Source organism: Nostoc mirabile CHAB5784, from assembly GCF_020829645.1.
GTDB lineage: Bacteria > Cyanobacteriota > Cyanobacteriia > Cyanobacteriales > Nostocaceae > Nostoc > Nostoc mirabile.
This window is the reverse complement of the sequence record NZ_JAIVFS010000113.1, coordinates 1-22,134: the sequence shown is the minus strand read 5'-3', so window position 1 is coordinate 22,134 and position 22,134 is coordinate 1. Positions and strand designations below refer to the sequence as shown.

The window sequence follows — 22,134 nt, the reverse complement described above, 5'->3', positions numbered from 1 at the left end:
GAATTTTGTTAGCGCAGCGTAAAGCCTTCTCTTCTTAGGCTGCGCCAACGGCATGGCAACGCTATGAGCGAGTCCGCGTTCGCGCAGCGTCTCGTAGAGAGCGTCATTTTGAATTTTGAATTGTTAATCTGCTGTTTATAGCAATTAAAGGCTCAAAATCTTGGCTCAAGACGGCTAAAATACAGGACTGATAACCCCTGTATCTCTTATCTTTTTTGTTTCGTAGCTAACGCACCATCCCAATACTTTCGGTGCATTACGCTTCGCGGTAACACACCCTACGAAAGTGTTCTTAAGCAGCGTTTATTCTCTGTAAACCAGTGTAAATATTGAATCGTTCTCCGCGCAGGAATCCTATTAAGGTAATTCCGAATTCCTTGGCGACAGAAACCGCCAAACTACTGGGAGCAGAAACAGAACAGACAATGGGAACTCCAGCAGTTGTAGACTTTTGCAAAATCTCAAAACTAGAGCGCCCGCTCACTAAAACAATACAATTATTTAAAGGCAACTCGTCACTGAGCAAAGCTGTACCAATCAATTTATCCAAAGCATTGTGTCGTCCAACATCCTCATGCAGGTTTAACAGTTGTCCTTGAGCATTGAAGGTAGCCGCAGCGTGCAAACCCCCTGTAGCAGTGAAGATACCTTGAGCAGCCCGGAGCTTATCAGGTAGGCTGTAGATGATCTCAGGTGTTACCGTTGGGCCAGAAGGAATCACTGAACATCCCCGCAGATGCAAAGCCTCAAGGCTAGCTTTACCACACACCCCACAGGCGCTACTAGTGTAGAAATGACGCTCCAAAAGCTGTAAGTCTGGAATCAAACCATCCCGCAGTTCTACATTTACAATGTTATAGCGCTGCTCACCATCTACTAATTCATCTACACAGTAACTGATACGTCGGATATCTTCTCTGCAGCTAACGACTCCTTCACTGTAGAGGAAACCAGCAGCTAGTTCAAAATCTGCCCCTGGTGTCCGCATTGTTACAGCTACCGTCTTCTGGAAAGGGGCAAGGCGAATTTCTAAAGGTTCTTCGGTGGTGAGTTGGTCTAAACGCGATCGCATTTTACCATTTTCCACAACCCAAACTTGTGCTTTGGTTTTACTGCCAGTTTGTGTATTCATCACCTATAAAATTTTAGGCATGATCAACTTTTATAAATTTTCTGGATCAATATTTAATTCTCGCAGTTTTGCGGCTAAGTGATCGGCTCTTTGTTTTTCTTGTTCGGCACGTTGCACCTGTTGTTGAGCAAATTCTTCAGGTGTGGGAATTAGCTGTCCTTCTGGGGTAAAATAACGCAATTTATTTTCATGAACACCCAAGTACAAACTTAGTTGCTGACTCCACAACCAACCTTGAGGGTTAGATTCTATAGGTTGATAAGTACCTCCAACTAAGATAAACCCAGCAAATTCTAAATTATTTGGGTCAAACCAGAAATATTCCGGAGTGCGAAAAATATCTTGAAAAATTTGTTTTTTTAGACCTTTGTCGATCGCTGCTGTGGGGTCAGACAGAAGCTCTACAATGATATTGGGATATTTGCCGTCTTCTTGCCATACTACCCAACTTTTACGAACTTTGCGTTCACATCCCAGAGCTACAAAAAAATCTGGCCCCCGGAAGTCTTCTGATTTACGCTGGCGTGGACTGTAGTAAATTGTCAAATTACCCGCAGCATAAAAGTCATTGCGATTTTGCCACCAGAATTCTAAACATTGTAATAGCAGAATTATTTGGCGTAGATGTAATTCACTTTCCAAAGGCGGTTCATCACTATATAAGTCTCCTGGAGGAAATATTACATCTTTTGGGAGTTCAAAATCTTTGGCGGCGGACATGAGGGCAAGTTTTGGAGTGACATTAAGTTTAGCGTAGCAGTAGAAGTTTATAGATGGTGTTGGCTACGATATCTGACTAGCAGTTGCTCTGCGTCTATGCTCATAGCAGCTTAGGATAAACAAAATTAATTACACAATGTCATTGCGAATGCAGCGAAGCGAAATGAAGCAATTCGCTTGCGGCTGGGATTGCTTCTCTTCGCTCGCAATGACTGTAATTAATTCTGTACGCTTACTTATTAGGTTTGTTTTTCTATAATCCGCAGTTTTAGATCCCCCTGCCCCCTGCCCCTTATCCTCTTTTCGACCATGCCACCCGATAATTTGGAGATTAATGAAACGACTGCGGCACAATTTGCTCAATTGGTGCTGGATTGTATCGAGCGGGAGTATCCCCACAGTGGTCTGTATTGGGCTGATAGCGACGAGGATATAAAACCACCGCGTCAATTGACTCCTGCTTTTTATGGCTGCTTAGATTGGCATTCAGCCGTACATGGTCACTGGTTGCTGGTACGTCTTATGCGTCATTTTCCTGAAGCCTCCTTTAATGCAGCGTCAAAGCAAGCACTTGAGCAAAGCCTAACACCTGAGAAGATTCAAGGAGAAATTGCTCATTTCCAACGGCTGCCCTTTTTTGAATTTCCTTATGGTGTGGCATGGCTTTTACAACTGGCTGCGGAACTTCACGAGTGGAATCATGCTCAAGCGAAAGAATGGCGGGTTATATTGGAACCGCTAGAAAAGTTGATTGCAGGTAATTTACAGCGCTGGATTGACGGACTGAAACTCCCAAATCGCACAGGGATGCATAGCCAAACAGCTTTTGCACTTGGTTTGATGTTAGATTGGGCACGGATTACCGAAAATACTGATTTTACTCAGTTAGTAGAGAATAAGGCACGGCAATTTTATCTGAGCGATCGCAACTACTCGTTACAATTCGAGCCGCTTGGTTACGATTTTCTCTCTCCTGGACTTGCTGAAGCAGACCTCATGCGGCGAATTCTGCCAACAACAGCTTTCGCTGACTGGCTGACCGATTTTCTTCCACAAATACCGATTGAGACTTCAGAAAATTGGTTACAACCACCCGGAGTAGATAATCCTAAAGATTATATGCAATCCCACTTCTGGGGTCTTAATCTCAGTCGTGCTTGGATGCTTGAGGGTATCATTTCTGGATTGGCAAATAGCGATCGCCGCATACAAACACTCCGCTCTGCTGCCCTTTATCATCGTCAGCATGGACTAGGAGATATTGTAAGTGAACATTATGCAGCTAGTCACTGGGTAGGAACTTTTGCTGTTTACCTCCTAACGAATCGTGGCTTGCAAAGGCAAATTAGTTAATCCCCATGCCCAATGCCCCAATCCTTAAAATATGCCAAGTAAATATGTCTTAGCTGACTGATACTGTCAGGATCAAAGAGTAAAGAGTAAAAGGCAATCTATTTTGACTTTTAACTTTCTCCTTTTGTTCAACTTTCCACAAGGGTAGGTTTAATCTTGACTAAATTGAAGGTTGGTATCAATGGCTTCGGTCGAATCGGGCGACTTGTGCTTCGCGCTGGCATCGATAACCCCAACATTGAGTTTATAGGCATTAACGACCTAGTACCACCAGATAATCTTGCTTACCTATTAAAGTACGACTCAACCCACGGCAAATTAAAGCACAAGGTTGAGGCCAAGGAAGATGGTATCCTCATTGACGGGCACTTCATCCCTTGCGTGTCGGTGAGGAACCCAGCAGAGTTACCTTGGGGACAATTAGGTGCAGATTATGTGGTGGAAGCTACCGGACTCTTCACTGACCATGAAGGGGCCGCCAACCACCTGAAGGCAGGTGCAAAGCGAGTAGTAATTTCCGCTCCCACTAAAGATCCAGATAGAGTTGCTACCCTGCTCATGGGTGTCAATCATCACCTATTTGACTCCACCAAGGATATCATTGTCTCCAATGCTAGCTGCACTACAAACTGTCTAGCTCCCATAGCTAAGATCATCAATGACAACTTTGGGTTGACTGAAGGGTTAATGACCACAGTCCATGCCATGACTGCCACCCAGCCAACTGTAGACGGCCCCAGCAAGAAAGACTGGCGGGGTGGTCGAGGTGCAAGCCAGAATATTATTCCCTCTTCCACAGGCGCAGCTAAAGCCGTAGCGTTGGTTTTACCAGAATTGAAGGGTAGGCTGACTGGTATGGCATTACGAGTTCCGACTCCCGATGTCTCTGTAGTTGATTTAACTTTCAAAACTGCCAAAGCCACTAGTTATAAAGAAATCTGTGCTGCCATGAAGGAGGCTGCCGCAGGGTCACTAGCAGGTATCCTGGGTTACACAGATGAAGAAGTAGTTTCCACAGATTTTCAAGGCGATACCCATTCCAGTATCTTCGACGCAGGTGCTGGAATTGAATTAAATTCTAACTTCTTTAAGGTAATTGCCTGGTATGACAACGAGTGGGGCTACTCGAATCGCGTGATTGACCTGATGTTGTCTATGTCACAGAAGGAAAAACTCGCACCGACAGTTGCTGTGGTTTGATTGGTCATTAGTCATTAGTCATTGGTCATTGGTCATTGGTCATTAACTTTTGACTTTTGACCCTTGACTTTTGGGATTTGGGTCAAATGGTAAATACTTCAAAAACCAAACGTAATTTAGTATCTTTACTTAGCAAACCAGTGATATGAAGCACATGTAAATTTGGATGGTTTGGGCGATGTCTACAACTGACTGTGACGCTCGCGGACTCGCTAACGCAACTCTTGGAGACGCACTCGCGTTCGCTATCGCCCTTGGCGTCTCCCTTTGGGAGAAGCCTGGCTAACGCTGCGCTATCGGTGAGGCATCGCATAATACCAATTCTTCAAAAGAAGGCTAAAGATTTAAACCGGGCAACCCAGATAAAATCTGAAGTCTCTTAATTACGAATTACGAATTACGAATTACGAATTACGAATTACAAATTGGTATAAACCATCCAAATTTGCAGGTTACTCCTCAACCCCTAATCCCTATGCGTCGAACCAAAATCATTTGTACTGTTGGCCCGGCTACATCTGCACCCGAAAAGCTGCAAGCCTTAGTAAAAGCTGGAATGAATGTGGCGCGGCTGAATTTTTCCCACGGCGCTTATGAATTCCACGCCCAAACTGCTCACTATCTCAGACAAATTAGTACTGAGCAGCAAAAGCCGATCGCAATTATGCAAGACTTGTGTGGCCCGAAGATTCGTTTGGGAACTTTACCACCAGAAGGGTTAAATTTAGAAGCTGGTAGTGAAGTCACCTTTGTTTTGCAAGAAAAAGGTGAGAGTATCGACGAACTACCTCTACCATTACCGACTTTGTTCGCAATGGTGCGACCAGGCGAACCGATTTTGATTAATGATGGCCGCGTCAAGTTGATTGTTACTGCTCGTGATGCCGATCGCATTCGGGCACAAGTTAAAATTGGCGGGTTAATTTCTACACACAAAGGAGTAAACTTACCACAAACTCCTTTACCTGTTAGTTCGATCACCGAAAAAGACTTGCTGGATCTACGCTTTGGGATTCAGTTGGGTGTAGACTGGGTAGCGGTGTCCTTCGTGCGATCGCCACAAGACTTAGAACCCGCCAAGCGAATGATTGAAGCTGCTGGTGCTTCCATTCGCTTAATTGCCAAAATCGAAAGAGCAGAGGCAGTAGAGAATTTTGACTCGATTCTGAATGTTGCCGACGCAATTATGATTGCCCGTGGCGATTTAGGGGTAGAAGTGCCAATTCACGAAGTGCCCCTAATTCAAAAAGATATTATTCGCCGTTGCAATCGTGCTGGCAAACCGGTGATTACAGCCACCCAAATGCTAGAGTCGATGATTAGCGCCCCTGACCCCACCCGCGCCGAAGCCACCGATGTTGCCAACTCCATCTTAGATGGTACGGATGCAGTAATGCTTTCTGGTGAAACCGCTGTCGGCCAATATCCCATCGCCGCCGTCGAGATGATGCACAACATCGCCGTGCGGACAGAACAGGCTCTAGATGAGGGTAGCAGACATGCCTGGTGTCATGAAGCAGGCAGTCTTAGCGTTACCGAATCTGTGGCAGAATCTGTGTGTCGCATCGCTTATGAAACAGGCTCACGGGCAATTCTCTGTAACACTACATCAGGAAGTACAGCGAGAATGGTGTCTAAATACCGGCCTACTTCTCCCATTATTGCCCTTACCTCTGACATCACCGCTTATCGCCAACTAGCGCTTTCTTGGGGTGTGGAAGCTTTACTGATCCCACCAGTCCACAATGCCGAAGAGATGTTTACCAATGTGGTGAACACAGTTGTAGACATGGGTTTAGCGAATAAGGGCGATAAAGTAGTAATTACCTCTGGTGTTCCAATTGGTAAATCAGGAACAACTAGTTTAATTAAAGTGCATTCCATTGGACAGCCAATTTCTGCATAAGGCACTTAGAATAGGGCTGTGGCTGAAGATAGTAAGCAAAATTGGGCAATGATTAAGAAAAATTGCCAGAATCAGAATTGGAGGAACTAGGGAGTGGGGAGTAGGGAGTAGGAAGGCAAGGAGCAGAATAATAACTCCTAACTCAGCACTCAGCACTAATTTGGTGGGGAATAAGTAAATCCTAAACAAACATCACGGAGTATTTTATGTCTAAGAATTTACTGGAACAATTGCGACAAATGACTGTTGTGGTCGCAGATACAGGGGATATCCAGGCAATTGAAAAGTTCAAACCCCAAGACGCTACCACCAATCCTTCACTGATTACTGCTGCGGCGCAGATGCCAGAATATCAGGGAATTGTCGATCAAACTTTACTCCAAGCGAAGAAAGATGCTGGAGCCGGAGCCACTCAAGCACAGATAGTTTCTCTAGCTTTTGACCGTTTGGCAGTTGCCTTTGGATTAAAGATTTTGCAAATCATTCCCGGTCGCGTTTCTACGGAAGTGGATGCTCGCTTGTCCTACGATACCGAAGCTACCCTGACTAAAGCACGGGACTTAATTGCCCAGTATAAAGCTGCTGGAATTGGCCGCGATCGCGTCTTAATTAAAATTGCCACAACCTGGGAAGGTATTCGCGCTGCGGAAATTCTCGAAAAAGAAGGTATTCACTGTAACCTTACCTTGTTGTTTGGTCTTCACCAAGCGATCGCCTGTGCAGAAGCCGGCATTACCCTAATTTCTCCCTTCGTCGGTCGGATTCTTGACTGGTACAAAAAAGATACCGGACGCGATAGCTACCTAGCAGCCGAAGATCCAGGAGTTTTGTCCGTCACCAAAATCTACAACTACTACAAGAAATTCGGCTATAAAACCGAAGTTATGGGAGCTAGCTTCCGTAACTTCGGTGAAATCACTGAACTTGCAGGTAGTGACTTGCTGACCATTTCGCCATCACTTTTGGCTGAATTGCAAGCAACAGTTGGAGAACTGCCACGCAAACTCGACCCTGCTAAGGCAGCAAACTTGGAAATTGAAAAGATATCCATTGACAAAGCTACCTATGACAAGATGCATGCCGCAGACCGCATGGCAACCGACAAACTAGATGAGGGCATCAAAGGTTTCACCAAGGCACTAGAAGACCTTGAGAAACTTTTAGCAGACCGACTGGTTCGCCTTGAAACAGAGGTAGTAGCAGCTCATTAGAACGTAACCATAGTTAGTGGTTAGTGGTTGGTGATTCAACCACTAACCATTAGTTAGTTGCATCAGTCCTCATTAATAACGACGGCGGATAATCTGGTATCGTCCGTAAGGCTGCCGTCGCTGGATAATCTGCCGTTGCCTAAACTGCTGCCGTGGTCGAATAATTTGGTATCGTCCGTAAGGCTGTCGGCGTCGAATAATTTGGTATCGTCCGTAAGGCTGTCGGCGTCGAATAATTTGGTATCGTCCGTAAGGCTGTCGGCGTCGAATAATTTGGTATCGTCCGTAAGGCTGTCGTTGTCGAATAATTCGGTATCGTCTTGGCCGCCATTGAGCAATTAAAAGCTCTCCAGTTTTATCTCCAACTAAGTTAGCCTCTGGTGCAGCGCTTTGTTCATTGCGAGCATTACTTAGAGAAATATCCTTTGCTTCAGCTAATGAGGGCGGATACACAAAGGCACATAGCAATAGCGCTATTGAAGATAACTTCTTGAAACCTTTCATGTTTTTGCTTCTACTAGACTTTGGATAATAACTTTATTAAACACCTTAAAGCCAGCAAATTATCGTTCATCCACTTTTTTTAAACTTAATTTAGGATAAAATCGTGGATTTAAAATTCAGCCTTATGGATAATGGTAAATTGCATCAAACTGTGTAAATAAATAGCGATGTCTAAGAAAATGTAATTTTTCTCAATGCTTTAAGTACAGTTATAGCGGTTCCCACTCAGATGCGGTACAACATTATATCGCAAGCTGTAGGGGCACGGCATGCCCATTGGTGTCAACTTAAGTCAGAAAGCTCATTCCACAGTCATTTTACCCCACACGCTATCCGGCTCCACTTGGGGAGACCCCAAGACCGCACTGGCTCCCCAAAATCTCCCCTCCCCGTTCCCGGTGAGGGGAGATTTTGTCGTTAGACAAAAGCGGGGTGGGGTGACGACGGCTTAATTAGTAATTGAGTGGACTTGATATAACGTCATTGCAAGGGTTTCACGTTAAGTTGACACCAATGGGCATGCCGTGCCCCTACGGGTGTACCTCACATAAACGAGAACCGCTATATAGCTTGATTGACACTTAAAATTATCTATAAAAACGAGAGAGTATTTTTACAAGTGCCATCACTTACCTTTAACTTTCTTAAACTTCTGATTAGATTGCAGTTTCCTAATGTTGAGGAAATTACAAGCAAAGAATTAGCTCAATTGCTATTAGATTCTGCAAAGCCGCGGCCATTAGTGGTAGATGCACGAAGTCAGACAGAGTATGCGGTGAGCCATATTGAAACAGCCGTGCAGATAGATACTCTTACACCTGACTTAGCAGCACTTTCATCAGACAGTTTTAGTAGTGATATCTTTTTATGTAGTGCAATGGAATTTAGGCATAGCTGCAAAATTTTTAATTATTAGTACAGCAACCGTTTTAGTGACAAATGCTTTGTATGAAATATTTATAAAACGTTTCAAGATTGTCCGATTTCTCTTTGGACTAAAGCCGAGCAACATCAACAAGTAAAATAAAGATAACGATAAAACTACTAAATCGGTATGTCTCAAGTTTCTATTATCATTCCTACTTTAAATGAAGCAACTAACTTAGGGCGTACATTGCGCCAACTGACTTTACTTAATCCTCTTGCTTCTGAGGTGATAGTGGTAGATGGGGGCAGTCAAGATCAGACGGTGACAGTTGCAAAGCAAATTTTTGAGTCATTTAATCAAACTTTGAATGTACAAGTTCTTTCATCTCAACAGCCAGGGCGTTCTCTTCAGATGAACTATGGAGCATCAGCAGCAACTGGAGATATTCTTTGCTTTCTTCATGCAGATACTTGGGTTCCAGATGATCTAATCACCGTCATCAATAAGACTCTGGCAGAGCCTAGCGTTGCTTGCGGGGGGTTCATTTCTCTGATGTCAGGATCTCAAACAACTCGTTGGGGTATCTCTCTACATAATTATCTAAAAACCTACTACGCACCACTATTATTTAAGCCTCACCTATTTTTTCGAGGATTGCGTCTGTTGTTTGGAGATCAAGTAATGTTCTGTCGTCGGATTGATTTTTGGGATTGTGGCGGATTTGATGAGGCATTGCCAATTATGGAGGATGGAGATTTATGCCTGAAGTTAGTTAAAAAAGGACGTATTTATCTGGTAAATCGTATTGTTCACTCCTCAGATCGTCGCGTAGCCAAATGGGGTAGCTTCAAAGCAACTGCAATTTACCTTTATATTGGCCTTTTGTGGGGGATTGGCGTTAATGCAAATTATCTTAAACAGTTTTATAAAGATATTCGCTGATTTAGGCTCCAGTCATAATGAAGATAGGATATCCGCGTTGAGGCATTAAGGGGATAGTCTGTTTTTAAGTAGGAGCGAATGTATTCGGGAATGGAGGGTGCAACCTTTAAAAAATCCTGACGATACCACTTCAAGATTTTATTACAGTAAAGTGTTTTGCTCTCCATGTCATAACGGACTTTTTCAGGGTTATTTATGAAACGACGTGCATCTTCATCTAATTGCTGACTGACTTGCTCAGGAAAGTAAGCTCCCGAACGTAGTAAAGGACAACCAACCGAAGCACAAACGATCGCAAAATGAATTCGTGGCTCCTGCAATTTATCCCTTAAAATAGAGTTCTCAATTTCAGCTAAACTATAACTTTCCCCAAAGATATAATAAGCACGACGTTGGAAGAACCACAAAAAAGCTAGCCAGTTGGGAATCCCTAAAATTCGCGGACGAATCGACTCTATGGGGTATCTCTCCAAAATTGTCGAAATGGTGAACGCATTATAAAGGTTGATCCACAATGCCAATTGTTCGAGACTGTTGCTATTAGATTTAAAAGCCAGATTTTTTTCGCTAGATAACCAATCTGCAATTGCTTGAGGTTGCTCTTTTTTCCAAGCAACATAGTCTACACGACCCTGTTGATCAACATACTGACGCAATAATCTGTCCCAAGGTTCAAAATTAATCATTATCGCTGTGTTGATACGTTAGCCTTTGTTTTTATCTATAACAATCCAAATTGAGAAAATAGGTTAGATATCTCAGTATTAACTAATGGAATTACAAAAGGATTGACTGGAATGGAAAATATCAATGCGGCAAACTGATGTAGTTGGGGCGCTGAACGGCCCGATTAATATGATAACCGTGGGTCAGGCGATCGCTAAACTTGGCGGTAAACATACAACGAATCTCCGAATTACTATAAATGAAGATGTAACAATAGGTATACGCACTTTTAAAGCTGGCACACTTTTGAGTACAGGATTAGACGTACCTGCAAATTCCCTTGTACCACTGGGTATGCGTGCCAGCCTGACTAACGGCAGAGGACACACTTATTGGGTAGATGCAGAAGCTGGCTTCACCACTCAAGAACAGACAGATTTAATTTAATTCCTTCTCAGAGGATGTTTGAAAAGTCCTGTTGTCGGTATCAAAAATCCTAGATCCCTCTAAATCCCCCTTAAAAAGGGGGACTTTGATTCCGATTCCCCCCTTTTTAAGGGGGGTTAGGGGGGATCTAAAAGTGTCTAAAGTCACAGCGAAATACTTTTCAAACAACCTCTCAGTTTGGATGATCAACCAGAAATTTTACCCAGTTCACGTTAACTAAGAATAGACATGGAAAGAGAAATTAAAGATTCAGATGGAATTACATGGACTTGTATTCAAGCATTTTCAGGTCTTTCAGATATCTCAAAAGCTCAAGATGCAGCTGGAGTCGAAGGAGAACCAAATACCTACTGGGTTGTCTGTACTCCTAGTGGCGGCGCACAGTCTGTACGGCTGAAGCTACAGGGTAAATGGGAAGAAGAATACTCTGATGAGGCGTTACTCAAGGAAATTAGAACGCAGCAATAATTGGCGTTGTTGATTAATCGGATTCCTATAAGTCAATACAGTTCAGTTAAGCATTTTTTCCTTCTCTCTGTGTTCTCTGCGCCTCTGTGGTAGCCTGCGGCAAGCCGCTTTGCGTCTACATTAAAAAAATTGATTTCACAAAGGGTTTTAGCCTTAACCCAAGCGTATTGGAATATAAGTTTCTCAAAGTCCTCCTTAAAAAGGAGGATTTAAAGTTTTGGATACCTCAAGTACCATTTTTAAAACAACCTCTAAGACGCACAACAAAAAGCAACTGACATTATGAAAAATACAGTAATTATTACAGGCGCATCGCAAGGAATTGGCAAAGCTACAGCATTATTATTTGCCCGTCACAACTATGATGTTGTGTTGGCAGCTCGTCAACTTGACCGTTTAGAAGCTACTGCTGCACAGATACGGGAACTTGGACAAGAAGCGATCGCTATTTCTTGCGATGTGAAAGATCCTTTACAAGTGAACAACCTGATCCAGAAGGCAATAGCTCATTTCGGTCACATAGACGTATTAATTAATAATGCAGGTATCTTTTGCTTAGGGCCCGTCGAGGATTTTAGCTTAGATGATTGGCATCAAATAATTGATACCAATTTGTGGGGCTACATCCATACTATTAATGCCATCCTGCCCCATTTGTTAGAACGTCGCAAAGGAACCATTGTTAATGTCAGTTCTATTGGTGGTATAGAACCGATTCCTTATCACATTCCTTACACAACCACTAAGTACGCCATAACTGGATTGACAAAATCGTTACACGCAGAGTTATCACCTAAAGGCATTCACGTTAGCGGAATTTATCCTAGTTTTATCAGTACTCAACTGATGGAACGAGCAATGTTTCGCGGTAAGGACGAGGAAACGGCTCAGGCGCGTTCTGAGTTAGTAGGTAAAGCAATTCAAACTCCTGTACTAGAAAAGCCTGAAGATGTAGCAAAATCAATTTGGGAAGCAGTAAAGGATCAGCGTTCTGATGTCATGGTAGGCACAACAAACTTTTGGAAAGCAATTTATCACTTGTCTCCTAATTTGATGCAGTCAGCTTTTCGGCGCCTCTTCGGCATGGAAGAACGAAGTTAGTCACATTTACAGTGACCGAAGAGGCAGGGGGGCAGGGGGCAGGGGGCAGAGGGAAAGATATTTAAATTACTAAAAAAGGGAACAGGGAACAGGGAACAGAGAACAGAAAGTGTCCTGTTCTTTGTTCCCTAAAACTTTAGTTCTGAGTTTAAAGCTCAGTCAAAAAAAAGATGTTTTTTGAGGGAGAGTGCAACGAAAAAAAACAGTGTCCTTATTTCAATCCCCTGTTTTTAAACAGGGGTTTTCCCTGTTGCCTGTTCCCCGTTCCCTGTTCCCTCTGAACCTGCCACAAGGGTTTCACCAGCCCTAAATTTATTTATGCCCAAAAGTAAAAATATTTATTATTTCGAGACACAAGGCGCGTTCGCCTTTGGCGTCTCGTAGAGAGAAATAATGCGTCCCTGTTTCAGCAGCCCTAAATCATTTGTGAATAATTATATATCTCTTTCTTCTTTCTTCCCTTTGCGTCCTACCCTACGGGAAGCCACTTCTCTACGAGACGCTCCGCGAACGTGTCTATGCGTCCTTGGCGGTTCGTTTCCTTATCTATATTTTTCACGAATCAAATAGGACTACTATCAATACTGCTCGTTTAAAAAAATTTGTAGGTTGGGTTGAACTTAAGTGTTACCCAACAAACCTCTGAAAATGTTGGGTTTCGTTCCTCAACCCAACCTACAACCCAACCTACATTGGAGTTATTTTTTAGGCTTAACCGAACAGTATTGGGACTACTATAGCAATCCTATTTGAGTTGTAAAAATTATCGAACCGCCTTCTGGTGCGTCGGCTTCCGCCAACGCGTAGCGTCTCGTAGAGAAGCCGCCAAGAAAACAAGGAAAGAAGTTTACGAATTATTTAGGAATGCTATATATTTATTGCACCCAACCGAGAACCGTTATAACACTTGATATTTTTGTGCTACTAAGCAAGACGACGTAATACCATGATAGAACGGTCTGTAACTGGCACAGTTTGCTCACCCATAATCAATTTTCCTGGGCTAAGGAAGCGAGGTTCGTTGGTGTCAATAACTATTTCCCATTCCCTATCTTTAAAAACATTAGGTAAGGCAAACTCAATCATTTCGTAGTGAGCATTAAAAAATAGCAGAAAGCTCTCATCAATAATCCGTTCACCACGGGGGCCAGGAGTAACAATGCCCTCGCCATTCAAGAAAATTTCCATAGCTTTGGCATAACTAACTAGCCACTGCTTTTCAGTCATTTCGCTGCCATCGGCATTAAACCAACCAATATCACTGATCCCAAAACCGTGAATAGGACGACCTTGAAACCACTTACGCCGTCTAAATACTGGATGCTGATGACGAAAATAAATGAGTTCGCGGCTAAAATCTAGGAGTTCGGAATTAGACTTTTGTAAACTCCAATCACGCCAGGAAATTTCATTATCTTGGCAGTAGGCATTGTTGTTACCCCTCTGAGTGCAACCAATTTCATCTCCTGCTAATAGCATGGGTATGCCTTGCGACAGCATTAGAGTTGCTAAAAAGTTGCGTCGCTGACGTTCCCGTAAGCGAATTACGTCTGGGTCATCAGTTTCTCCTTCTATACCGCAATTCCAAGAGCGGTTATGGCTTTCCCCATCCCGGCTATCTTCGCCGTTGGCCTGATTATGCTTTTCGTTGTAGCTGACCAAATCATTGAGCGTGAAGCCATCATGAGCAGTGATGAAATTAATACTGGCACTGGGATTACGCCCGTTTGCTTGGTAAAGGTCAGGGCTGCCAGTAAAACAATAAGCAAATTGTCCGAGGCTATCATCCTCACCACGCCAAAAATCCCGGACAGTATCACGATATCTGCCATTCCATTCAGACCAACGTAAAGGAAAATTGCCAACTTGATAACCGCCTTCTCCCAAATCCCAAGGTTCAGCAATCAGCTTCACATCTGCCAGAACTGGATCTTGATGAATAATATCAAAAAAAGCTGCGAGATTGTCTACTTCATATAGTTCTCGCGCTAATGCCGAAGCTAAATCAAAGCGAAAGCCATCAACATGCATTTCTGTTACCCAATAGCGCAGGCTATCCATGATTAACTTCAGAACTTGGGCATGACGCACGTTCAGAGAGTTGCCGCAGCCAGTGAAGTCCATGTTGTAACGGGAATTATCTTTAACCAAGCGATAGTACACGGCATTATCGATGCCTCGCAGTGACAATGTTGGCCCTAAATGATTGCCTTCGCCAGTGTGGTTATAAACTACATCTAAAATTACTTCAATGCCAGCAGAGTGTAAGTTCTTGACCATCTGCTTAAACTCGGTGACTTGCTGTCCGAGTGAGCCACTAGCACTGTAACCGGAGTAGGGTGTCAAATAATTAATGGAATCGTAACCCCAATAGTTTTTAAGTCCTTTATCCACCAGAAATCCTGGAGAAGATAAAAAGTGATGCACAGGCATCAATTCCACAGATGTGATTCCTAGTTGTTGCAGATATTGAATTGCGGCTGGATGTGCTAGCCCTGCATAAGTACCACGTAATTCTTCTGGAATTTCTGGGTGTAGCTTAGTAAAGCCTCTAACGTGAGTTTCATAAATAATAGTTTCGTGCCACGGTATAGAAAGTAGTTTGTCGTCTCCCCAATCAAAAGACTGATCGACAACAATACACTTTGGCATCATTTCGGCATTATCTAAATCAGAAAAAGCTAGGTCTTGTTCTGCTGCATCTAAAGAGTAGCCAAAATTAGCTGGACTATCACTAATTTCCCCATCAATTGCCTTAGCATAGGGATCAATTAGTAGTTTATTAGGGTTAAAGCGATGACCAAGTTCTGGGGCCCAAGGGCCATGTACTCTAAATCCATAGCGTTGTCCAGGCCCTACTCCTGGTAGATAAGCGTGCCAAACAAAATTATTTTTTTCTGTTAAAGGCAAGCGAATTTCATGATTATCAGCATCAAATAAACAAAGTTCTACACCTGTTGCATTTTCGGAAAACAAAGCAAAGTTAGTGCCTTTCCCATCCCAAGTAGCACCCAAGGGATATACATTTCCAGGCCATACAGCTATATACATAAGTGAAGTACCAAAAGCTAATTTTAGTGTTAGTAACAAACTTGAAAATGTGTTTAATAGTAATTTTTATAAGTTAATTTCAACGTTAAGGCTAATAAATTTGAATTAACTAAATATTACTATTTTATCCTTAAAAATTTTAAAAAATCTATAAAAATAACTTATTTCAGTTTTAGGCAATAATAAAAATTAGATATTATTAACTGAAAATATTGGTATCGTCCTTGTTACTTTTAAACTCATAAATCTACTAACAAGTTTATTTGCAAATTTTTTCAGCTTCATTAGCTTACAAAAAATAACAAATATCTATATCTACCAAAGTGAATAATTTTATTTATACCAACATGTATATTTACCTAAAGCATCTTTTATGAAACCATTGTGCCGATTTTTTTATTGACTTATTGTTGTAACATTTATATGTAGTAGCAGGCATCATCTACAGTGATAGGATGTCAAACATGGGTTGCTTTTAGCAAATGTGCGATCGCTGTGGAATAAATAACTTTACTACATCATCCTTCTGTCTTCATACTCTTTTTTTAACAAAGATATTGTTATGAGCCAGTATATTTTCAGTGGCCTCACGGCTGATGAAGAACTTAATTTTTCTGATGAAGCAGAGGTTTTTGTCTTCCCCACTTCTTTCGCCCAGCAGCGATTGTGGTTTCTCGACCAATTAGCATCGGGCAATCCATTTTACAATGTGTCAGCAGCACTTTGCCTAACAGGTTCCCTCAACTTTACCGCCTTCAAGCAGACATTCAACGAAATTGTCCGTCGCCACGAAACCTTACGCACTAGGTTTGTTATGGTAGAGCAGCAACCAGTGCAGGTAATCGCACCCAGCTTAACCATACCTCTTCCCCTAATAGATATACGCAATTTCGACCAAGAACGTGAGACACAAGTACGCCGAATCGCAACCGCAGAGGCTCAACATCCTTTCAATCTCACTACCGGGCCATTGCTGCGAGTGAAACTGCTACAACTAGATGAAGCAGAATATGTGCTGCTGCTAAATCTACATCACATTGTTGCCGATGGCTGGTCAATTGGGGTGCTGATTAGAGAACTGGGAATATTATACAAAGCTTTTGTAGAAGATAAGCGATGTCTGATGTCTAAGCTTCTGCCAGAACTACCTATTCAGTATGCAGATTTCGCCCAATGGCAACGCGAGTGGCTGCAAGCAGTGGGGGAAAACGGCTGTTCGCCTTTACAAACGCAGTTAGCTTATTGGCAAAAGCAATTAAATGGGATTTCGGTGCTGAATCTCCCTACCGACCGAGTAAGACCAGCAGTTCCAACCTACAGGGGTGCAAAACAATTTTTAGAACTACCACACTCCTTAACTCAAGCGCTAGAGGTACTTAGCTACCAAGAAGATGTAACCTTATTCATGACAATGCTTGCAGCGTTTCAGACTTTGCTCTATCGCTACACGCAGCAAGAGGATATTGTAGTAGGTTCAGCGATCGCTAATCGTAATCGTAGCGAACTAGAAGGGTTAATTGGTTTTTTTGTCAATAGTTTGGTGCTACGTAGCAATTTATCAGGGAACCCGACGTTTCGAGAATTATTAAATCGAGTGCGAGAGATAACTTTGGGAGCATACACCCATCAGGATTTGCCCTTTGAAAAGCTGGTGGAGGAACTTCACCCAGAGCGAGATTTGAGCCGCCATCCCTTATTTCAAGTCGTATTTAGTCTGCAAAATACTCCCATTGAAGCACTAGAGTTACCTGGGTTAAAGCTTTCGTTATTCGACTTCGACAGCAAAATTGCAAAGCTTGATTTAGAGTTTCATCTGTGGCGAGACTTGGAAACTCTCAAAGGACAAGTGGTGTATAGTACCGATTTATTTGAGCAAAGCACCATTACGCGAATGCTGGGGCATTTCCAAATACTTTTAGAAAGTATTGTCGTCAATCCAAAACAGCGTATTTCAGATTTGCCTTTGCTTACTGAAGGAGAACGACAGCAGTTATTAATTGATTGGAATGACACTAAAAAAACGTACCCAAATACTAAGTGTTTTCATCAGTTATTTGAAGCACAAGTGCAAAAAAGTCCTGATGCGATCGCACTAGTATTTGGTAATCAAAAACTCAGCTACAAAGAGTTAAATATACGCAGTAACCAACTGGCACATTATCTCAAAAAAAGAGGTGTAGAAACTGAAACTTTAGTTGGTATTTGTGTGGAGCGATCATCGGAGATGATAATCGGGTTATTAGGTATCCTCAAAGCTGGCGGAGCATACTTACCTTTAGATCCTAGCTATCCTCAAGAGCGTCTTAAATTCATGTTGCAAGATGCACAAGTTTCAGTATTGCTGACACAACAAAAATTACTTCAGCATTTTACAGAATTCTCAAATCAAATTATCAGTATAGATAAAGATTGGGCAACTATTACACAGCATAGCCGAGAAAACCCAAACAGTTGCGTAAGACTTGAAAACTTAGCTTATGTCATCTACACCTCTGGTTCAACAGGGCAGCCAAAAGGCGTTTTAATCGAACACCGAGGACTGTCTAATTTGGCAGCAGAGCAGATTGAAGTTTTTAACTTACAACCGAGTAACCGCATTCTGCAATTCGCATCATTAAGTTTCGATGCCTCAATTTTTGAGATTGTGATGGCATTGCAAATAGGAGCAACCCTTTATTTAGCAAAGAAAGAATGTCTTTTGCCTGGAAAAGCTTTGCTTCAACTATTACGCGAAAAAGCTATTACTCACGTCACCCTGACACCTGCGGTTTTGGCAGTTTTACCTACAGAATCCCTCCCCGCATTACAAACTATTATTTGTGCAGGCGAATTATGTTCCGAGGATATAGTAAAACGTTGGTGGAATTATGGTCGGAAGTTTTTTAATGCTTACGGGCCTACTGAAGCAACCGTTTGGTCAACTGTTGCGGAAATTAAATCTGTGAGTGCTAAACCGCCTATTGGCCGCCCAATTGCTAACACTGAAGTTTATATATTAGATAAGCATTTACAACCTGTACCAATTGGGATTTTAGGTGAATTATACATCGCTGGTGATGGACTAGCAAGAGGCTATCTTAACTACCCCGAATTAACTGCAAAAAAGTTTATTCCCAATCCTTTTAATGGTAAAAAAGGAGCAAGGCTTTACAAGACAGGTGATTTAGCCAAATATCGACCAGACGGTAATATCGAATTTTTAGACCGCATTGATAATCAAGTAAAAATTCGCGGCTTCCGCATTGAGTTGTCAGAGATTGAAACAGTTATAAGTCAGCACAATAATGTAGAGAAAGCAATTGTAATTGCTCAAGGTAATCTATATGATAACAAACATTTACTAGCTTATATTGTTACTAACTCAACTCAGGAGCAAACAATTATTCAACTACGTGAATTCCTAAAAGAAAAATTACCAGAGTACATGATACCAAAAGCTTTTGTAATTCTGGATTCTCTGCCGTTAACGGCTAATGGCAAAGTGGATCTTTATGCCCTAAAAGCAGTTGAGAGTCAGAGCCGCTCAATCGATAAAGCCTTTATTGCTCCTCGTACTCCAACTGAGTCAACCTTGGCAAAAATCTGGGCTGAAGTCCTTAATGTTGAGAATGTAGGTATTCATGACAACTTCTTTGATTTGGGAGGAAATTCGCTGCTGGCTGTACGTTTATTAGACCAAATAAACAAACAGTTTGAGCGTGATTTCCCTTTATCTAACCTGTTTTTAAATCAAACAATTGAAAGTTTAGCAATTGCTCTATATTCCAAAAATGATTCTCTGGCATGGTCTCCTTTAATTACGATTCAACCGAATGGTTCAAATCCACCTTTATTCTGCGTCCATCCAATCTTTGGTGTTGTCTTTCCTTATTATGAATTAGCTCATCAATTGGGGGGAAATCAGCCACTTTATGGGCTACAGCCTATTGGAATTGATGGGGAAACTCCACTAAATCGTATTGAGGATATGGCTAGCCACTACATTAAAGCATTGCGCTCAGTACAACCAAAAGGGCCTTATTTTATAGGAGGTTGGTCTTTTGGAGGTTGGGTTGCTTTTGAGATGGCTCAACAACTCCAAAATTCTGGGGAAGAAGTAGCTCTACTTGCTGTGCTTGACACTGTAGCACCAATTAAAAGCAATCTACCTTCTTTAAGTAATGCTTTCAAGTTTATTTTTACTACAGTAGTGCCATATATGTGGCCCTTTTTCCTTGATTATTTGTGTCTAATTACTGCTCCTAGTAAAAACCGGATTAATAGTTTAACTTCTGGATTTCCTAATTTTGAGAAGTTGACGCGATACTCCTTTTGGGAGTCGCTAACGCGATCGCTCAAAACAAATCTGTTCTCGCATTTCATCCAAAAGGAGGATGCCACAGTCAACCTTATATCTAATGAATCTAAGCGAAGGCTTTTAAGTGAGTCAGCAATTGTCCCTATGCTTCGTGTTTTTTATGCCAATAGCCAAGCAGTTCTCAACTACGTTCCGCAAGTCTACCCTAAGCGAATTAATCTTTTCAGAACAAGAGTTCAGTTAAACGTTGCTGAGGGAGAACCGAGTATGGGTTGGGATCACCTAGCTGTGGGAGGAACGGAAATTCATCATATTCCTGGCAATCACCTAACCATGCTGAGAAAACCCCATATTCAGGTTCTCGCCGCACAGTTAAGAGGCTGTATTGAGAAAACACAGACTTTAAAATAAGGATGGATTAATATAGTAATTCATAAAGCTGAACTCATACACCCACGGCGATCGCTTTTCCCATTCCCGCAAAAATCGTGCTTGCACTACTCTCGCCTCTATTCAAGCGAGGAAACTATTTAAACCTGATTTATTCCTATTTTTTTAAATTTTTCACCTATAAATCCTGCTTTTTTATTTTTTGATGAATTGTATACCCAATTTTATATAGAATATTTACCTGACTTTTTCCTATTGTATTCTAGTTTAATTTTGATAAATATAGTTAATGTAAAGAGTGTTTCTTCTTAACCTTGGTTGTGAGCAAAGAGTTAATAACTTTTAAGAATGAGATTGCCAATAAACTAGATGGATCTGGTAAAGTTCTAGAAGCATTCAAAACATCAGGAGATAAGTTAATTAGACTTGTATTTATTTTAAAATATAAGTAAGAAAAACAACCAATTAGCTTGATTTCCTTCTTCTACTCAAGAGAAAATCTTACAATCAAAAGCTACATTCGTAGTAATCACAAACCTATTCGCTACAAAGTTTTATGACTTCATTCCTCAAAACCAAAACATTCACACACACAATCAAAAATTTTCCTGCTATTGTAATAGTGATTTTTTCATCTTTAACTGCATCATTTTTATTACCTGAATTGAGCGATGCTATTTTCCAAAAAAATGATTATGTTGCACAAGCACAGCAGAGAAATATAACTCGATATACAATCGCACCTGGCGATTTTTTATCAAATATTGCTGAGAGATTTTATGGTGATGGTAGTGAAGCTTCGTGGAGAAGAATTTATGAAGCTAATCGGTCTGTAATTGGGCCTGATCCTACTCAACTCACAGTTGGAATGGTACTTGTTATACCTGAAGCCAATCAATCTCAGTCCAGCCATGTTGCTAGCGGGGGTAGTTTTCAGGATATGCTACTAGCCTTAGGACGAAGAGAAACAGGACAAGAAAATCCACCTTATAATATTGAGAACCAGTTGGGTTTTATTGGCAAGTATCAATTTGGTGAAGCTCTATTAATTGATCTTGGATACTATCAAGCTAATTTTTATTATGGCAATGGTGCTAGTAGAAATGAGTGGCAGGGTACGTGGACAGGAAAAAATGGTGTTAATAGCAAGCAAGATTTTTTAAATAATCAGAATAATGTGCAAGAAACGGCTATTCAAGAAGCTTTCGCATTGAACTTAAATCGAATCAACAGCCAACTTGGACAGAATGGACTCTCCGTAAGACAATTTATCGGACAACAACGAGGAGGAGTAGTCATCACAATATCTGGAATTCTTGCAGCTGCTCATCTGCGTGGCGAAGGAGGGGTTGTCCAACTACTGCTGTATAACCAGGTTTCTCAAGATGAAAATGGTACTTCTATTCTGACTTATTTAAGAGAATTTGGCGGATTTCAAACTCCGTTTAATTAAGCAAAACAGATGTAGCAAATACATTCTGGGACAATCCCTAGTAGTCTGTCAGCTTTGAATTTAGGGGTAAGGACTTTAGTCCTTGTTTTCTACGCACTAAAGTGCTTACTACAAACCCTCAAAACTAGCTTGACAGACTACTAGTTTATGACAAGTTTATCGCCGGATGCGTTGCAAGGGTGCGCCGTGGTACGCACTGATTGAATTGCCAACCTAGTTGGCTGGAGTTCGGGGTAATCGACTCCAAGGCGAACAACTTACCTAAACCCGAAAGGGAGAGGGGACAAGAGCATGTTCCTAAAGCGGAGAATAACAGAAAACGTGTATGTTATGGCTCTGCAACGCCTGAACGATATGGTTAAAGCTAAACTGCCTGAACCCCAATATCCAGAGGTGGAAGCGCACATCCTTCGGTAGCACGTTTG

The 22,134-nt window shown here is 41.8% G+C and carries 17 protein-coding genes; 12 read left to right on the top strand and 5 right to left on the bottom strand.

The window, feature by feature from the left end:
* Positions 1 to 292: 292 nt before the first annotated feature.
* The gene (gene fdhD, locus LC653_RS37605; RefSeq protein WP_229500338.1) at positions 293 to 1,132 is read right to left on the bottom strand and encodes a formate dehydrogenase accessory sulfurtransferase FdhD; all 840 of its coding nucleotides are present in this window, start codon (positions 1,130 to 1,132) and stop codon (positions 293 to 295) included.
* A gap of 30 nt (positions 1,133 to 1,162) precedes the next feature.
* A complete protein-coding gene (locus LC653_RS37600) occupies positions 1,163 to 1,852 on the bottom strand; it encodes a Uma2 family endonuclease (RefSeq protein ID WP_229500336.1) in 690 nt (229 codons plus the stop codon).
* Positions 1,853 to 2,161: 309 nt separating this feature from the next.
* On the opposite strand from LC653_RS37600, the gene LC653_RS37595 reads away from it, so the two are divergent.
* The 4 genes from LC653_RS37595 (at position 2,162) to LC653_RS37580 (ending at position 7,522) form a co-directional block, all read left to right on the top strand.
* Entirely contained in the window at positions 2,162 to 3,205 is a 1,044-nt protein-coding gene (locus LC653_RS37595; RefSeq protein ID WP_229500334.1) for a DUF2891 domain-containing protein, read from the top strand.
* Positions 3,206 to 3,361: 156 nt separating this feature from the next.
* On the top strand, positions 3,362 to 4,405 hold the full coding sequence (gene gap / locus LC653_RS37590) for a type I glyceraldehyde-3-phosphate dehydrogenase (protein WP_229500333.1): 1,044 nt from the start codon (positions 3,362 to 3,364) through the stop codon (positions 4,403 to 4,405).
* 475 nt (positions 4,406 to 4,880) lie between these two features.
* Positions 4,881 to 6,311: a pyruvate kinase gene (gene pyk / locus LC653_RS37585; RefSeq protein ID WP_229500331.1), complete on the top strand. Its 1,431-nt coding sequence runs from the start codon at positions 4,881 to 4,883 to the stop codon at positions 6,309 to 6,311.
* A 206-nt stretch (positions 6,312 to 6,517) separates the two neighbouring features.
* Positions 6,518 to 7,522: a transaldolase gene (locus LC653_RS37580; protein WP_229500329.1), complete on the top strand. Its 1,005-nt coding sequence runs from the start codon at positions 6,518 to 6,520 to the stop codon at positions 7,520 to 7,522.
* Between the two features lie 72 nt (positions 7,523 to 7,594).
* Here LC653_RS37580 and LC653_RS37575 read toward each other — a convergent pair whose 3' ends face one another.
* Positions 7,595 to 8,026, bottom strand: a complete 432-nt coding sequence (locus LC653_RS37575) for a hypothetical protein (protein WP_229500327.1) — start codon at positions 8,024 to 8,026, stop codon at positions 7,595 to 7,597.
* Positions 8,027 to 8,295: 269 nt separating this feature from the next.
* Here LC653_RS37575 and LC653_RS37570 point away from each other — a divergent pair, with 269 nt between their 5' ends.
* From LC653_RS37570 to LC653_RS37560, 3 genes are all read left to right on the top strand, one after another.
* Entirely contained in the window at positions 8,296 to 8,478 is a 183-nt protein-coding gene (locus tag LC653_RS37570) for a hypothetical protein (protein WP_229500325.1), read from the top strand.
* 167 nt (positions 8,479 to 8,645) lie between these two features.
* A complete protein-coding gene (locus LC653_RS37565) occupies positions 8,646 to 8,942 on the top strand; it encodes a rhodanese-like domain-containing protein (RefSeq protein ID WP_229500324.1) in 297 nt (98 codons plus the stop codon).
* A 138-nt stretch (positions 8,943 to 9,080) separates the two neighbouring features.
* Positions 9,081 to 9,836, top strand: a complete 756-nt coding sequence (locus LC653_RS37560) for a TIGR04283 family arsenosugar biosynthesis glycosyltransferase (protein WP_229500322.1) — start codon at positions 9,081 to 9,083, stop codon at positions 9,834 to 9,836.
* Here LC653_RS37560 and LC653_RS37555 read toward each other — a convergent pair.
* Positions 9,818 to 10,522 (bottom strand): DUF547 domain-containing protein, encoded by a 705-nt coding sequence (locus LC653_RS37555; RefSeq protein WP_229500320.1) that lies wholly within the window; start codon positions 10,520 to 10,522, stop codon positions 9,818 to 9,820. The genes LC653_RS37560 and LC653_RS37555 overlap by 19 nt on opposite strands.
* Before the next feature lie 124 nt (positions 10,523 to 10,646).
* Here LC653_RS37555 and LC653_RS37550 point away from each other — a divergent pair, with 124 nt between their 5' ends.
* The 3 genes from LC653_RS37550 to LC653_RS37540 all read left to right on the top strand — a co-directional run bounded on the left by LC653_RS37550 (position 10,647) and on the right by LC653_RS37540 (position 12,518).
* A complete protein-coding gene (locus LC653_RS37550) occupies positions 10,647 to 10,949 on the top strand; it encodes a hypothetical protein (RefSeq protein WP_229500319.1) in 303 nt (100 codons plus the stop codon).
* Positions 10,950 to 11,177: 228 nt separating this feature from the next.
* Complete coding sequence (locus LC653_RS37545; protein WP_229500317.1) at positions 11,178 to 11,417, top strand: hypothetical protein; 240 nt, start codon at positions 11,178 to 11,180, stop codon at positions 11,415 to 11,417.
* A gap of 282 nt (positions 11,418 to 11,699) precedes the next feature.
* Entirely contained in the window at positions 11,700 to 12,518 is an 819-nt protein-coding gene (locus LC653_RS37540) for an SDR family NAD(P)-dependent oxidoreductase (RefSeq protein WP_229500315.1), read from the top strand.
* Between the two features lie 924 nt (positions 12,519 to 13,442).
* Here LC653_RS37540 and glgX read toward each other — a convergent pair.
* Entirely contained in the window at positions 13,443 to 15,569 is a 2,127-nt protein-coding gene (gene glgX / locus LC653_RS37535) for a glycogen debranching protein GlgX (protein WP_229500314.1), read from the bottom strand.
* Between the two features lie 562 nt (positions 15,570 to 16,131).
* Here glgX and LC653_RS37530 point away from each other — a divergent pair.
* Positions 16,132 to 20,277, top strand: a complete 4,146-nt coding sequence (locus tag LC653_RS37530; protein ID WP_229500312.1) for a non-ribosomal peptide synthetase — start codon at positions 16,132 to 16,134, stop codon at positions 20,275 to 20,277.
* 535 nt (positions 20,278 to 20,812) lie between these two features.
* Positions 20,813 to 21,709: a LysM peptidoglycan-binding domain-containing protein gene (locus tag LC653_RS37525; RefSeq protein ID WP_229500310.1), complete on the top strand. Its 897-nt coding sequence runs from the start codon at positions 20,813 to 20,815 to the stop codon at positions 21,707 to 21,709.
* The last annotated feature ends 425 nt before the right edge of the window (positions 21,710 to 22,134 follow it).

Excerpts from the sequence above, each read along its gene's own strand:
- LC653_RS37560 (WP_229500322.1), top strand. The coding sequence starts at position 9,081 with ATGTCTCAAGTTTCTATTATCATTCCTACTTTAAATGAAGCAACTAAC.
- LC653_RS37545 (WP_229500317.1), top strand. The coding sequence starts at position 11,178 with ATGGAAAGAGAAATTAAAGATTCAGATGGAATTACATGGACTTGTATT.
- pyk (WP_229500331.1), top strand. The coding sequence starts at position 4,881 with ATGCGTCGAACCAAAATCATTTGTACTGTTGGCCCGGCTACATCTGCA.
- LC653_RS37525 (WP_229500310.1), top strand. The coding sequence starts at position 20,813 with ATGACTTCATTCCTCAAAACCAAAACATTCACACACACAATCAAAAAT.
- glgX (WP_229500314.1), bottom strand. The coding sequence starts at position 15,569 with ATGTATATAGCTGTATGGCCTGGAAATGTATATCCCTTGGGTGCTACT.
- LC653_RS37555 (WP_229500320.1), bottom strand. The coding sequence starts at position 10,522 with ATGATTAATTTTGAACCTTGGGACAGATTATTGCGTCAGTATGTTGAT.
- LC653_RS37575 (WP_229500327.1), bottom strand. The coding sequence starts at position 8,026 with ATGAAAGGTTTCAAGAAGTTATCTTCAATAGCGCTATTGCTATGTGCC.
- LC653_RS37595 (WP_229500334.1), top strand. The coding sequence starts at position 2,162 with ATGCCACCCGATAATTTGGAGATTAATGAAACGACTGCGGCACAATTT.
- fdhD (WP_229500338.1), bottom strand. The coding sequence starts at position 1,132 with ATGAATACACAAACTGGCAGTAAAACCAAAGCACAAGTTTGGGTTGTG.
- LC653_RS37540 (WP_229500315.1), top strand. The coding sequence starts at position 11,700 with ATGAAAAATACAGTAATTATTACAGGCGCATCGCAAGGAATTGGCAAA.
- LC653_RS37570 (WP_229500325.1), top strand. The coding sequence starts at position 8,296 with ATGCCCATTGGTGTCAACTTAAGTCAGAAAGCTCATTCCACAGTCATT.
- LC653_RS37530 (WP_229500312.1), top strand. The coding sequence starts at position 16,132 with ATGAGCCAGTATATTTTCAGTGGCCTCACGGCTGATGAAGAACTTAAT.
- LC653_RS37550 (WP_229500319.1), top strand. The coding sequence starts at position 10,647 with ATGCGGCAAACTGATGTAGTTGGGGCGCTGAACGGCCCGATTAATATG.
- LC653_RS37580 (WP_229500329.1), top strand. The coding sequence starts at position 6,518 with ATGTCTAAGAATTTACTGGAACAATTGCGACAAATGACTGTTGTGGTC.
- LC653_RS37600 (WP_229500336.1), bottom strand. The coding sequence starts at position 1,852 with ATGTCCGCCGCCAAAGATTTTGAACTCCCAAAAGATGTAATATTTCCT.